The 12,200-nt window shown below is 72.6% G+C and carries 14 protein-coding genes; 5 read left to right on the top strand and 9 right to left on the bottom strand.

Annotated features, from left to right (window positions below; translation table 11 throughout):
• Positions 1-10 precede the first annotated feature (10 nt).
• The 5 genes from BJ961_RS23275 to BJ961_RS23255 all read right to left on the bottom strand — a co-directional run bounded on the left by BJ961_RS23275 (position 11) and on the right by BJ961_RS23255 (position 3,862).
• Positions 11-202, bottom strand: a complete 192-nt coding sequence (locus tag BJ961_RS23275; protein ID WP_271414750.1) for a hypothetical protein — start codon at positions 200-202, stop codon at positions 11-13.
• On the bottom strand, positions 202-666 hold the full coding sequence (locus BJ961_RS23270; protein ID WP_271414749.1) for a hypothetical protein: 465 nt from the start codon (positions 664-666) through the stop codon (positions 202-204). The genes BJ961_RS23275 and BJ961_RS23270 overlap by 1 nt, the downstream gene beginning before the upstream one ends.
• 53 nt (positions 667-719) lie before the next feature.
• Positions 720-1,244 carry an RNA polymerase sigma factor gene (locus BJ961_RS23265; RefSeq protein WP_271414748.1) on the bottom strand — a complete coding sequence of 175 codons (525 nt, stop codon included), beginning with the start codon at positions 1,242-1,244 and terminating at the stop codon, positions 720-722.
• A 150-nt stretch (positions 1,245-1,394) separates the two neighbouring features.
• Positions 1,395-3,152 carry an NAD(P)/FAD-dependent oxidoreductase gene (locus BJ961_RS23260; RefSeq protein WP_271414747.1) on the bottom strand — a complete coding sequence of 586 codons (1,758 nt, stop codon included), beginning with the start codon at positions 3,150-3,152 and terminating at the stop codon, positions 1,395-1,397.
• A 50-nt stretch (positions 3,153-3,202) separates the two neighbouring features.
• The gene (locus tag BJ961_RS23255; protein ID WP_271414746.1) at positions 3,203-3,862 is read right to left on the bottom strand and encodes an HD domain-containing protein; all 660 of its coding nucleotides are present in this window, start codon (positions 3,860-3,862) and stop codon (positions 3,203-3,205) included.
• A 331-nt stretch (positions 3,863-4,193) separates the two neighbouring features.
• On the opposite strand from BJ961_RS23255, the gene BJ961_RS23250 reads away from it, so the two are divergent.
• Together BJ961_RS23250 and BJ961_RS23245 are read left to right on the top strand one after the other, a co-directional pair.
• Positions 4,194-5,063, top strand: a complete 870-nt coding sequence (locus BJ961_RS23250) for an alpha/beta fold hydrolase (RefSeq protein WP_271414745.1) — start codon at positions 4,194-4,196, stop codon at positions 5,061-5,063.
• A gap of 243 nt (positions 5,064-5,306) precedes the next feature.
• Positions 5,307-6,068 (top strand): GntR family transcriptional regulator, encoded by a 762-nt coding sequence (locus BJ961_RS23245; protein ID WP_271414744.1) that lies wholly within the window; start codon positions 5,307-5,309, stop codon positions 6,066-6,068.
• Between the two features lie 219 nt (positions 6,069-6,287).
• On the opposite strand, the gene BJ961_RS23240 is transcribed toward BJ961_RS23245, so the two are convergent.
• The 3 genes from BJ961_RS23240 to BJ961_RS23230 all read right to left on the bottom strand — a co-directional run bounded on the left by BJ961_RS23240 (position 6,288) and on the right by BJ961_RS23230 (position 9,385).
• On the bottom strand, positions 6,288-7,442 hold the full coding sequence (locus BJ961_RS23240; protein WP_271414743.1) for an ROK family transcriptional regulator: 1,155 nt from the start codon (positions 7,440-7,442) through the stop codon (positions 6,288-6,290).
• A 99-nt stretch (positions 7,443-7,541) separates the two neighbouring features.
• Positions 7,542-8,204 carry a response regulator transcription factor gene (locus BJ961_RS23235; RefSeq protein ID WP_271414742.1) on the bottom strand — a complete coding sequence of 221 codons (663 nt, stop codon included), beginning with the start codon at positions 8,202-8,204 and terminating at the stop codon, positions 7,542-7,544.
• Between the two features lie 14 nt (positions 8,205-8,218).
• Positions 8,219-9,385: a sensor histidine kinase gene (locus BJ961_RS23230; protein ID WP_271414741.1), complete on the bottom strand. Its 1,167-nt coding sequence runs from the start codon at positions 9,383-9,385 to the stop codon at positions 8,219-8,221.
• A gap of 108 nt (positions 9,386-9,493) precedes the next feature.
• On the opposite strand from BJ961_RS23230, the gene BJ961_RS23225 reads away from it, so the two are divergent.
• The 3 genes from BJ961_RS23225 to BJ961_RS23215 all read left to right on the top strand — a co-directional run bounded on the left by BJ961_RS23225 (position 9,494) and on the right by BJ961_RS23215 (position 11,653).
• Positions 9,494-10,414, top strand: a complete 921-nt coding sequence (locus BJ961_RS23225) for an ABC transporter ATP-binding protein (protein ID WP_271414740.1) — start codon at positions 9,494-9,496, stop codon at positions 10,412-10,414.
• A 2-nt stretch (positions 10,415-10,416) separates the two neighbouring features.
• Complete coding sequence (locus tag BJ961_RS23220; protein ID WP_271414739.1) at positions 10,417-11,142, top strand: ABC transporter permease; 726 nt, start codon at positions 10,417-10,419, stop codon at positions 11,140-11,142.
• A gap of 70 nt (positions 11,143-11,212) precedes the next feature.
• Positions 11,213-11,653 carry a hypothetical protein gene (locus tag BJ961_RS23215; RefSeq protein ID WP_271414738.1) on the top strand — a complete coding sequence of 147 codons (441 nt, stop codon included), beginning with the start codon at positions 11,213-11,215 and terminating at the stop codon, positions 11,651-11,653.
• 9 nt (positions 11,654-11,662) lie between these two features.
• Here the strand turns inward: BJ961_RS23215 and mug are convergent, their stop codons facing one another.
• Entirely contained in the window at positions 11,663-12,172 is a 510-nt protein-coding gene (mug, locus tag BJ961_RS23210; protein ID WP_271417142.1) for a G/U mismatch-specific DNA glycosylase, read from the bottom strand.
• Between the last annotated feature and the right edge of the window lie 28 nt (positions 12,173-12,200).

Genomic DNA, 12,200 nt, shown 5'->3' with positions numbered 1-12,200 from the left:
TACGACCGGGTCAGGTCGAGGTCGAGGACTGGCCGCCGTGAGGCCGGTCGCCGCCCTGCTGGCCCGTCAGGCCCTGCAGTGCGGCCAAACCCTGCTGCCCGGCCTGGGCCGGCAGGTTGGCCGCGTTCTGCACGCCCTGGACCGCCTCGAGGAGTTTGGGGAGCACCTGGGTCAGCTGGGTCAGCTGGGTGGGGAGCGACATCAGGTCGCCCGCCCCGCTCGCCGCGTGTCCGAGGCCTCCGGCCAGCTGTCCGAGCCCGCCGAGCGCACCGGCCGCGCCGCCGACCGCGGCGAGCGGATTGGCCGCACCGCCCAGCGCGGCCAGGGGTTGCCCGCACCGCCCAGCGCGGCCGCGAGCGGGTTGGCGGCGCCCACGGCACCGGTGAGGCCGGCGAGCGGGTTGGCGGCGCCGATCCCGCCGATCCCGCCGAGGGCGGCCAGCGGGTTGGCGACACCCGCGAGCGCGGTCGCCGGGTTGACGGCCCCGGCCAGCGCGGCGAGGGCGTTCGGGGGCAGCCCGGCCAGTGCGTTGACGGCGTTGCCGGAGCCGGTCGACGAGCCCGAGTCGTCTCGGTTCAGGAGGTCGTCGAACGCATCCTTCCAGGCGTCGGTCATATCACCGAGCAGATCTTTGATGATGTCCTGGATGTTCTTGCTGTTGCCCATGAGTGTGGTCCCTTTCCGTTTCTCTGTGAGGGGAGAGGTGAGGGTGCCGGCTATTACCCGGGGCAGCCTTCCAAGGCCTTAGCGCACGCGCTTTTCAGACGGGCACGTCCCCTGGTGAAAGCGGCTTCGGCCGCCTTGACGGAAATGTTGTGGATGCGGGCGAATTCCGCGGTGGAAATTCCCTTGGCGCGGGCGAGTATGACCTCCTGTTCCCGTCCCCGCAGGTGTTGCACCTGGCCCAGCAGCCAACGGCCGAAGTCTTGGTCGCAGACGTCCTCCTCGGTCGTGCCGAAGGTGTCCACGAGCGCTGCGCGCTGCAGGAGTCTGCTGCGACGCTCCATGTCACGGTAGAAGTCGATGCAGAGGCGAAGCGCCACGGAGGTCAGAAAGGAACCGAGCCGATTCCTGTCCAACGCGGCGTGAGCGGCTGCGCGGGCCATGGTTTCCTGAACGCAGTCCTCGGCGTCCTGAAAACTCGGCAGTCTTCGTCGAACCAATCGCATGAGGCGGTCCTGATGCTGGAAGATGTCTTCCCAGGAGCATTCAGCGGGCGATTGGCAGGTGGAATGTCGCACCATGGTGGATTGCAGCCCGTTGTCTCTCGGATTGGGCAGGGAGAACCACGGCCGACTTTCTATTTGTCGGCCATGTGGTTTTCCTACCCGAGGCCCCGGAGCGGCAAACCGGAATGTGTGCGTCCGCGAGTCGGCGGAAATGTTTTTCCGCGCTCATTTCCGAGGAGCGGTCCGCCGCGCCCAGTCGCGGTTCCAGTTGAGCCACATGTCCCGGACGGTCTGGTGCACCAGCGAGCTGCCGGCCCGCAGTTCGCCGGTGTACGCCTGGACCGCCTCCTTGCCCACCAGCCGGGCGCCACCGGTGAAGTAGGAGCCGCGGACGTGCCGGGGCGAGCGGTACTTGCCCCACAGCAGGATCTTCATCAGCGGCCAGAGCGTGAACACACCGGAAGGGCAGCGGTTGTCGGGGTCCAGGGTCCCCCAGACCCCCGGGACGAGACCGCTCTCGCCCAGCACCTCGTAGATGCGCGCGATCGTCTGCTCCTTCGTCAACTCACCGGCCTGATAAGCGAGTACGGCGTCGCGTGACTGGTCGAACATCCGCTCCACCCAGGGATTGTCCATGCCCTGCAGGCCCCGGTACGGCGGCAGCTCCAGTACGTCGAAGCAGGACGGGTCCTGCGTCTTCTCGTACGTCACCGCGGCCTGGTTCTGGGCGTTCGTGCCGTACAGCGTGGTGAGGGTCCACACCCGGTTCCACGCGTTCCACAGGTCGAAGTCGTCGAACGCGATGTAGCTGCACGACACCAGGTCGTCGTAGAACCGGAACATGCGCTTGGTCCAGTGGTCCAGGTACGCGAACCGGGAGGTGTCGAAGTCGTCCTGGCGCACCGCGTCGATGAGCCGGTGGCCCAGGGCGTTGAGGGCCATCACGGTGACGGCGAGCCCGCTGGAGAAGAGCGGGTCGATGAAGTCACTGGCGTGCGGCAGCAGGCACCACCGGTCGCCGACCACCTTCTGGGAGGCGAACTGCGTGCGGTCGGTGGACACGTACGGCCGGACCGCACGCCCCCGCTCGAACTGCCGCGCCACACTGGGGAACCGGCGCACATGGTGCCAGAACTCCTCCTCCGCCGACATGTCGTCCGGGCGGGGATACCGGTCCAGGTCGAGGTTGAGGCCGACGCTGCACAACTCGTTGGTGCTGGTCGTCTGGTTGTCGAACGGGATGACCCAGAGCCAGCCGCCCTGGAACATGTGGTGCAGCGTCCCCTGACTGAACGGACTCGGCATGCCGTGCTGTTCGCGCGGCGGCGACACCGCGTCGAAGGGCCGCACGTCCACCATGTGCGTGAAGATCGTGCGCGAGCGGGTGCGGTACGGCGGCTCCTGCCGCAGTCCGAGCCGCTCCGGCAGCATCGCCCGCATTCCGCCGGCGTCGACCACGTAGGACGCCCGGAAGTTGCCGCGGTCCCGGGTGACGAGCGTGGCGCCGTCCTCCTCGAACTTCACGTCGTCGACCATGGTGTGGGTGTACGCGGTGACGCCGTAGGACACGGCGACGTGGAACATGTACGCGTCCACGTCCTGCCGGAAGTAGTGCGAGTCGGGGCCGAGCGGCGGACCCCAGGTGGGGTACTGCGTGCACTCGTCGGGTCGGGTCGGCTCGCCGTCCCGGTGGTAGACGAAGCTGAAGTTCCGCTTGACCCCGCAGTTCGACGACACGTGACGGCGCAGGGCCGCGTTGGTCGCCAGGTGCTCGAGCTCCGGGACGTCGTAGCGGCGGGCCAGGACCCTGAGACCGAACGTGGTCTCGGGGACGGTGGACTCTCCGATGGCGAACCGGGGGTGGCCGCTGCCCTCCAGCAGCAGCACGCGCACGCCGTGGCGGGCGAGCACGGTCCCCAGCATCGTCCCGCCGATGCCGCCTCCGACGATGGCGACATCGAAAACACGCTGGTCTTCTTGCATGTCTGCGGTTCCTTTCGCAACGGGAAGGGCGAGTTGCCGCGGCCTCCCGGTCACCGAGGGGCGACCGGGGAGCCCGGCAGCACCCGGCGCGGCCCGCAGGCCAGCATCCGGGCGGAGAAGGACACGGCGAACCGGGGGGTGGGCGCCAGCCCGGCCAACCGCGCACGGTCGCCCGGCACTTGACGCGCACCGCGCCCGACGACGTCGAGCCAAGCGCCGAAGTGCAGAAGCCGCGCTTCCGGTCCGGCGTCGCGCGCGGGAAACGGCCGCATGTGCTCGCGCACCGCACGGGTGAGGGCTGTGCGCCGCCCCGGACCCACCTCGTGCCGGGCCAGGAACGCGTCGAGCAACTGGGCAGAACGGGCCGCGAATCCACCACGTCCCAGCCGCGTGCGCCCGACCAGACCGACGTCGTGGAACGCCGCCGCGGCCAGCAGGCCGACCCGGTCGTACGCCGTCCCGTGGGTGCGTGCACAGGCGTCGGCCAGCAGGAACGTCCGCAAGGAGTGCACGGCGAAGTGCGGCGGCAGCAGCCGGCGCATCTCCGTCAGCGCGGCGCCCGCGAGGGGATGCCCGAGCAACTCCGCCAGCGCCGGCCGGCCGAGCAGCGGCTGCCACGCCTGGGGCAACGACTCCGGCGCGACGAAGGGCGAATCCGCCCCGTCCGCACCGGAACCGGGAACCTCCGGCTCTTCGGGCCCTGCGGCCATGACCCAACCCCCTTGCCCTGCGACCCGTCGACGGGTCCGTCTCATCTGTCTTTACGCTCGGGTCGCGCTCCGCCCCCCATTCCACAACGACCCGTACGTATCCGCGCGTTGGCGCGCAACCGGCGGCGCACGAGAACGGCAAAGCGCTCCGGGCGTACGTTCCCCCCGCGCTTTCGACCGCCGTCTTCGAGATATTCGAATGGACGGCCCCTACCTACTCCATGGAGTGAATTCTTTCGCCCGGTCGAGGGATCGTTGTGGAATTCGATGGACGCAAGACTGAGGAGCAGGATCACCCGCAGTGTCATTCTCCGACGAAAGGGAGAACACCGTGAACTTCGGCAACCCCCGTCTGCCCGGCGTCAATTCGGACGACGTCGTCACGGACATCACCGAGTCACCGCACCGCGTGGGCGCGGTCGCCCAGGCAGGCGGGGCCCAGGTCATCGCCACCGTCGACGTCCAGGCGGGAGAGGACGACTGGAACGCCCCGCCGAGCGAGGAACATCCGCGTCCGGTGGTGCTCGTCCACGGCACCTTCGGCAATCGCGGCTACACCTGGAACACCGCGACACCCCTGCTGCGGCAGAACGGGCACCGCGTCTTCCGGCTCGACTACGGGCAGCACGGAAACCCCGTGATCTTCGGCCTCGGGGACATCAAGCACTCCGCGCGGCAGCTCGCCGAATTCGTGGACGAGGTGCTGCGCCGCACCGGCGCCCAAAAGGTCGACCTCGTCGGCTTCTCGCAGGGCGGCATGATGCCGCGCTACTACCTCAACGCGCTGGGCGGCGGCCCCAAGGTGCACAATTTCGTCGGCATCTCACCGAGCAACCACGGAGTCACCGCCCAGGGGCTGATGAACCTCGCCCGCCAGATCCCCGGCGCCGTGGAACTGCTCGAACAGGGTGCCGTCGGGGAGGTCGTGCCGGCCTGGCCGCAACTGCAGCACGACCACCCCTTCCAGCAGGAGCTGGCCGGCCTCGGCGAGACCACGGAGGGGGTGCGCCACACCGTCATCGCCACCCGGTACGACGACGTGGTCACCCCGTACACCTCGTGCGCCCTGGAACAGACGCCGGGGCGCCACGTCGACAACATCGTCCTCCAGGACATCGACCCGGACGACCACACCCCGCACGTGAGCATGCCCTACAACGCGACCGTGCTGAAGGAGGTGCTCAAGGCGCTCGCCTCCTGAGCACGGCCGCCGGCCGCCGGCCGCCCCGCGCCACGGTGACGGGACGCCCGGCACGTCGTCGGTGAACCGCACGGTCGGGCCGGCCGCCGTGCGGGCCGCCGGGCGGGAGCGGCGGTTCGCTCTGTCGCGGGATTGGTCTTGACCAAGGGGGTGGGGCGTTTTATGGTCGCAGAGAACTGCAACAACCTTTAATAAACAAGGGCGTCAAAACGCCGCCGGACCACGGTGATTGCGGAGGACAGGGTGGGGACCACGCAGTTGGAACCAGTGCCGGAACCGAAGTACTGGCACCTCAGGACCGTGCTCAGCGAGGCCCTGGACTCGGAGTTCGAGGTGGGCGAGGTCCTGCCCAACGAACGCGACCTCGCCGCCCGCTTCGGCGTGGCCCGCGCGACACTCCGCCAGGCCCTGGAACAGCTCGAGCTGGAAGGCAGGCTCCAGCGCCGGCGCGGCGTCGGTACGACCGTGGCCCCACCCCGCGTGGGCGTGGCCGTCGGCACCCGGCAGCACGCCTGGCCCGGGGCGCCCGGCGACGCCTGGCAGCCGGTCGACTGCGTCCTCGCGGCGCCCGCCGCGGCCGTCGCCGACGCGCTCGGGACCGGCCGCGACGAGCCCGTCCACACCGTCCGCCGCTCCCGCGTGACCCACGGCCAGCCCGTCGCCGCGGAACTGCTCCACATCCCCCCGTCGGCGGTGCCCGATCTCACCGCCATCGACGCGCCCTCGGGCCCCGCACGCGCGCGCGCCGTACTGCGCGAACTGCAGCGCGGGGAACTGGAGCGGCAGGAGAGCGCCGTCGAACTGGGCTCGGCCGGCACGGACGACGCGAAGGAACTGGACCGCCTCCCCGGCGCTCCCGTCCTCGTGGTCACCACCCGCTACCTCACCGAGGGACGCACCGCCGCGCTCTCCGTCGCCACCTACCGCGCGGACACCTGCCGGCTGACCTTCGGCGACCAGGGCGACGTGGAGATCCACCACGGCCCCCGGACCCGGGCCTCCTGACCGGAACCCGGCCCACCCGGGACGCCGACGTGCCACCGGCCGCCGGTCGTCCGGCGCGTGATGACGGTCCGGACCGCCCGGTCCGTCGTCGACGGCGCTCCCCCCGCCCGCGGGAACGGCGCTCCCACCGGCCCGCGGGAACGGCGCTCCCACCGGTCCGCGGAGACCCGGTGACGTGCCCTCGTGCGCGCGCCCCGGCCGGACGGGCCCCTCGGCGGGTCAGCGGCGTGCGGTCGCGCCCTCGACCGCGAACAGCTGTTCCTCCACGTGGTCGAGGGCCAGCCGCAGCGCGCCCGTCGCCACGGCGGCCTCGCCGAGCAGGGACAGCGTCACCCGGGGCGGGCGCAGGCAGTAGCGGGCCAGCTCCCGGCGCAACGGCTCCAGCACGCCGTCCAGCCCGGCCGCCCAACCGCCGATCACGACCAGCTCCGGATCGAGCGCCAGCACCAGCGCCGCCACGTCGTGCACCAGCCGCTGGAGGTAGCGCTCGACGGCCGCGCGGGCCCGCTCGTCGCCCTCCCGGGCCTCGGCGAAGACCCTGGCGACCGCCTGCTCGTCCAACGGGTGCAGCGGCTGGTCCGTGGTGGACAGCAGCGTCTCCGGCGTCACGTCCCGGCCCAGCAGATGCAGTGCGCCGATCTCCCCGGCCGCCCCGCCGTACCCCCGGTGCAGCCGTCCGCCGATGAGCGCCCCGGCCCCGGGGCTCAGCCCGGCCAGCACGAACACGATGTCGTCCGACTCCCTGGCGGCGCCCTTCCAGTGCTCGGCGACCGCCGCCGCGTTGGCGTCGTTCTCGACCAGCACCGGGCACTTGAAGGAACGGCCCAGCCGCTCGCCGAGGCCGAGCCCCGTCCACCCGGGCAGCGCCGTGCCCAACCGGACCGTGCCGTCCGCCTCGACGATGCCGGGCGTGGCCGCGCCGACCGCCCGCAGCGAGCCCCGTGCCACACCGGCCCGGCGCAGCAACTCGGCGACGGCCGTACGCAGCCGCTCCAGCCGCTCGTCCGCCGGCGCGTTCTCGTCCACGTCCTTGGCCTGGGCGCCGATCACCCGGCCGTCCAGGTCGGACAGGAGCGCGGCGACGCGGTGCGGGCCGATCTCCAGACCCAGCAGGTGCCCGGCCTCGGCACGGAACCGGAACCGCCGCGCGGGCCGCCCCTGCCGCCGGGCCGTGCTCTCGTCGGCGGCCGCCTCCACCACCAGACCGGCCTCGATCAGCCCCTCCACGACGCCCTCGACGGTCGGCCGGGACAGCCCCGTCACCCGGGTGATCTCGGTCAGCGTCGCGGAGTCCGTCGCACGCAACGCGTGCAGCACCACAGCGGAGTTGATCCTCCGCAACAGCGACGGATCCCCGCCGGTCAGCCCTGCCAAGGTCCGTCCTCCCAGCTCATGCGCATGTGGGCCGGATGGTACTCGGCCCGCCGAGCCCCGGCGAGGTCCGGGCCGACCGTTCCCGGCGAGCGAGGTTCCTCACCCGGGTGCCACGAACCCCGACTCGTACGCCGTGATCACCGCCTGCGTGCGGTCCCGGGCCGCCAGCTTCGCCAGTACGGCGCTCACGTGCGACTTCACCGTCTCCGTGCCGACGACCAGCCGGGCGGCGATCTCGGCGTTCGACAGCCCCCGCGCCATCAACCGCAGCACCTCGCCCTCCCGCTCGGTCAGCCGGGCGCGCTCCAGGGCGGCGCGGGCCGCGCGGTTGCCGCCGCCGTCGCCGTACTCGGCGGCGAGCCGCCGCACCGAGGCGGGGAACAGCAGGGACTCGCCCTCGGCGATCAGCCGCACCGCGTGCACGATCTCCGCCGGGCGGGCCCGCTTGAGCAGGAACCCGTCGGCGCCGGCCCGCAGCGCCTCGTACACGTACTCGTCGTTCTCGAAGGTCGTCACCACCAGGATCTTCGGCGGGTCGGCCACCGTCCGCAGCAGCGCGCGCGTGGCCTCGATCCCGTCGAGCAGCGGCATGCGGACGTCCATGGCCACCACGTCCGGCCGCACCTGCCGCACCAGCGGAATGACCGCCGCCCCGTCGGCGGCCTCCCCGGCCACCTCGATGTCCGGCTGCGCCTCCAGCACGGCCCGCAGACCGGCGCGCACCAGGGGTTCGTCGTCGACGAGGAGCACTCTGACCGGCATCCGGCCAGCCTAGATCAGCCCAGTGGCAGCTCGACGCGCACCTTCCAGTCACCGGCGCCGTCCGGCCCCGTGTGCGCCCGGCCGCCCAGTAGCGCGGCCCGCTCCCGTATGCCGCGCAGGCCGCTCCCACGGCCGGGCCCGGCCCGGTCGTCCGGCAGCGGATTGCGCACGTCGAGGGTGAGCACACCGTCCGCGACCGCGACGTGGACCAGCGTCGGCACGGCGCCCGCGTGCCGCAGCACGTTGGTCAGCGCCTCCTGGAGGATGCGGTAGCCCTCACGGGAGACGGAGCCCGGCACGGTCTCCAGGGGTCCCGTGAACTCCGCGCCGACCTCGGCACCGGAGGCCCGCGCGGATTCGAGCAGCCGGTCGGCGTCCGTGAGCGTCGGTCGGGAGCTCGCCGGCCGCTCCGCCTCGCGCAGCACGCCGAGCACCCGCTCGAGGTCCTCCAGGGCCGCCCTCCCCGTCTCCTCGATGGCCGTCAGGGCCCGGTCGGTGAACTCGGCGCTGTTCGCCGCCCGCGCGGCCCCCGCCTGGACGACGGCGACGGTCAGCGCGTGGCCGATGGAGTCGTGCAGTTCGCGGGCGATGCGGGTGCGTTCCAGGAGCTGCTCGGTGCGTTCCTCCAGGGCGTTGAGCCGCTCCGCCGCCGAAGGCCCCAGGAGGCGGCGGGCGAGCCGGGTGATCAGCTCCCCGGAACCCACGACGACCGCGGCGAGCAGCAGGAGCGGCAGCGGCGAGAGCAGGCCGTACCACCAGTGGTCGCCCGCGAGGCGGACGTACGAGCCGTCCCCCTGCCGCCCGCCCCGCGCCGCGTTCACGAGGTCGACGGAGAGGACGGGCAGCTGCACGGTGAGCATGGCGACGCAGAAACCGAGGACCAGGCGGGCCTCCAGCCACACGACCGTGCGGGCACGGTCGGCCCAGGTCGCGGAGGGCGCGACGACGATGTCCGTGGTCGCGTCGTCCGGGTGGTGGCCGGTCAGCAGCAGCCTGGCCTGCACGCCCTCGACCACCCGCATCCCGGGCACCAGCCCGGCGACCGCCAGCGGCACCACCGACGCGAACGCCCACGCCTCGTCCACGAAGATCCACATGGCGGGCCACACCACGGCCATGAACAGGTGCAGCCATCGTGTGTACGTCACAGCCCGGCCGAACGGGCGCAGCATGCGGACCATCCGCCCATCCTCCCAGCGGCCACCGACACCCGGCCTCCCCCGCCCGGGGGAGACGATCTCCACCGGTGGGGGAGGCCCCGCCCCCGTACCGACCGGCACGCTGCTCCCATGACCAGCATCGACGTCCGGAACCTCACCAAGGAGTACGGCAGCCGACGAGCCGTCGACGACCTCACCTTCACCGTGCGCCCCGGCCGCGTCACCGGCTTCCTCGGCCCCAACGGCGCCGGCAAGTCCACCACCCTGCGGCTCGTGCTGGGCCTGGACCGGCCCACCTCCGGGACCGCCACCGTCGGCGGACGCGCCTACCCCACCCTGCGCGAACCGCTGCGGCACGTCGGCGCCCTGCTCGACGCGGACGCCGCCCACGGCTCGCGCACCGCCCGTAACCACCTGCGGGTCCTGGCGGCGAGCAACCGCGTCCCCGCCCGCCGCGTCGACGAGGTGATGGAGGAGACGGGCATCGCGTCCGTGGCCCGCCGCCGGGTGAGGACGTACTCCCTGGGCATGCGCCAGCGCCTCGGCATCGCCGCCGCGCTGCTGGGCGATCCCGAAGTGGTGATGCTGGACGAGCCGTCCAACGGGCTGGACCCCGAGGGCATCATCTGGATCCGCGAACTGCTGCGCCGACTGGCGGCCGAGGGGCGCACGGTCCTGGTCTCCAGCCACCTGATGAACGAGACCGCGTCCTTCGCCGACCACCTGGTCGTCCTCGGCCGGGGCCGCCTGCTCGCCGACACACCGATGCGGCAGTTCATCGACGGGCGCGTGCGACCACGGGTGCGCGTGCGGACGTCGGACGCGACCGCCCTGAAGGCCGCCCTCGCCCGGCACGGCCACGACGCCGTGGAACACGACGACGGGTACTGGACCGTGCACCACGCGCGCGTGGACGACATCGGCCGGGTCCTGTCCGGCGCGGGTGTGCCCGTCCTCGAACTGGCCTCGGACGAGGGCACGCTGGAGCAGGCCTACCTCGATCTGACCGCCACCGAGACCGAGTTCACCGCACAGCCGCAGGAGGCCTGACCATGAACCTCACACCCGTCCTCCGCGCGGAGGCGCTCAAGGTGCTCACCCTGCGCTCACTGTGCGGCACGCTGCTGGCCCTGTTCGCCGCCACCACCGCGTTCTCCGCCCTCGCGGGGGTGTCCGACACCTCCGACCCGGACTTCGACCCGCTGTTCATGGCCCTGTCCGGGGTCATGCCGGGCCAGATCGCGGCCATCGCCTTCGGGGCCGTCGTCGTCTCCTCGGAGTACCAGGGCAACGGAATCCGGCTCGCCCTGGCCGCCGTTCCGCGGCGGGGGCGCTGGTTCGCGGCGAAGCTGGTGGTCGTCGCCGTACCGGCCCTCGGGGTGGGGCTGGTCACCGCGCTCGCCGCTCTGCTCGCCGCGCGCGCGGGCCTCGGCGGGGCGGCCCACGGCCTCACCGCGGGCGAGCAGGTACGGGGTGTCGTCGGCTGCGCGGTCTACCTCATGCTCATGGCCCTGTTCGCGGCCGGACTCACCGCCCTGTTCCGCAGCGGCGTGGCCACCCTGTCCACCCTGGTCCCGTTCATCCTCGTCGTCTCCTTCGTGATCGGGGACGCGGCGGGCACCGTCGCCGACTTCCTGCCGGACAAGGCCGGGCAGATCGTCCTGTACCAGACGTACGAGGGTTCCCTGGGCCCCTGGACGGGGCTCGCGGTGACCGCGCTGTGGGCGGCGGCCGCGCTCCTCGCCGGGTTCTGGCGGCTGCGCGGCCGGGACGCCTGACCGCCCCCCCCGGAGCCGCGACCGGACTGACGCCCCGCCAATTGTCAGTGGCGGCGGGTTTACTGGACCCATGGACATCGCGCGGCACCTCGCCCTCATCGACGAGCTGTGCCTCCGGCCCTTCCCGGCGGAGCACGGCCCGTCGGACGAGGGCGCCGCGGGCCCCGGGCACTTCACGGCGGTGCTGGAGAGCAGCCACGGCCTGAGCGGCCGCGACCCGGCACGGCGGGCGGCGACGGTGGAGCAGTACGAGAAGGAGCGGGACGCCCTCTACGAACGGCTCGCCCCGCGCTGGGGCGAGACGGCCCCCTGGAACCTGCAGACGGTCCTGCTGCGCACCGAGCGGGAGGAGATACCCGAGCCGTGGGCCGCCCTGAGCGCCCGCGCGCGCGTGGCCTACCTCTGGGAGGCCGAGGGCACCGGCCGCTGGGTCGCGGTGGCCGCCGCCGACCGCGACGAGGCGGACGAGGTACGGCTGCTGGCGGTGGTCACGCGGGAGGCACCACCGTGACCGCCCCGCCTACGTCTGCGAGGGTTCCCGCGCCGCGACCCGCAGCCGGGCGAACTCCGCCGCCATCGTCTGCGCCGTCCAGTGCGCGTTGAGCCCGCTCGGGTTGGGCAGCACCCACACCCGAGTGCCGCCGAACGTCCGCTCCTGCGGCCCCACACGCGCCTTCCGCTCGTCGAAGGCGGTCCGGTACGCGGTGACGCCGACCACGGCCAGCCAGCGGGGGCGCAGCCGCGCCACCTTCGCGACCAGCAGCCGCCCGCCCTCCCGGTACTCCTCGGCGCCCAGCTCGTCCGCCCGGGCGCTGGCCCGCGCCACGACGTTCGTGATGCCGAGCCCGTACGACGGCAGCTCGTCCTGCTCCGACGGCTTCAGCAGCCGCTCAGTGAACCCGGACAGGTGCAGGACCGGCCAGAAGCGGTTGCCGGGACGGGCGAAGTGGTGTCCCGTGGCCGCCGACAGCAGGCCCGGGTTGATGCCGCAGAACAGCACGTGGAGACCGTCCGCGACGACGTCCGGCAGCAGACGGTCGCGGGCGGCCTCCAGCTCG

This window comes from Streptomyces lienomycini (assembly GCF_027947595.1).
GTDB classification, from domain to species: Bacteria; Actinomycetota; Actinomycetes; order Streptomycetales; family Streptomycetaceae; genus Streptomyces; species Streptomyces lienomycini.
This window is presented reverse-complemented; position numbering and strand designations above follow the sequence as displayed.

Bases quoted from the DNA above. Each gene is read 5' to 3' on its own strand.
- BJ961_RS23275 (WP_271414750.1), bottom strand. From the start codon at position 202: ATGTCGCTCCCCACCCAGCTGACCCAGCTGACCCAGGTGCTCCCCAAA.
- BJ961_RS23270 (WP_271414749.1), bottom strand. From the start codon at position 666: ATGGGCAACAGCAAGAACATCCAGGACATCATCAAAGATCTGCTCGGT.
- BJ961_RS23265 (WP_271414748.1), bottom strand. From the start codon at position 1,244: ATGGTGCGACATTCCACCTGCCAATCGCCCGCTGAATGCTCCTGGGAA.
- BJ961_RS23260 (WP_271414747.1), bottom strand. From the start codon at position 3,152: ATGCAAGAAGACCAGCGTGTTTTCGATGTCGCCATCGTCGGAGGCGGC.
- BJ961_RS23255 (WP_271414746.1), bottom strand. From the start codon at position 3,862: ATGGCCGCAGGGCCCGAAGAGCCGGAGGTTCCCGGTTCCGGTGCGGAC.
- BJ961_RS23235 (WP_271414742.1), bottom strand. From the start codon at position 8,204: ATGCCGGTCAGAGTGCTCCTCGTCGACGACGAACCCCTGGTGCGCGCC.
- BJ961_RS23230 (WP_271414741.1), bottom strand. From the start codon at position 9,385: ATGGTCCGCATGCTGCGCCCGTTCGGCCGGGCTGTGACGTACACACGA.
- BJ961_RS23225 (WP_271414740.1), top strand. From the start codon at position 9,494: ATGACCAGCATCGACGTCCGGAACCTCACCAAGGAGTACGGCAGCCGA.
- BJ961_RS23220 (WP_271414739.1), top strand. From the start codon at position 10,417: ATGAACCTCACACCCGTCCTCCGCGCGGAGGCGCTCAAGGTGCTCACC.
- BJ961_RS23215 (WP_271414738.1), top strand. From the start codon at position 11,213: ATGGACATCGCGCGGCACCTCGCCCTCATCGACGAGCTGTGCCTCCGG.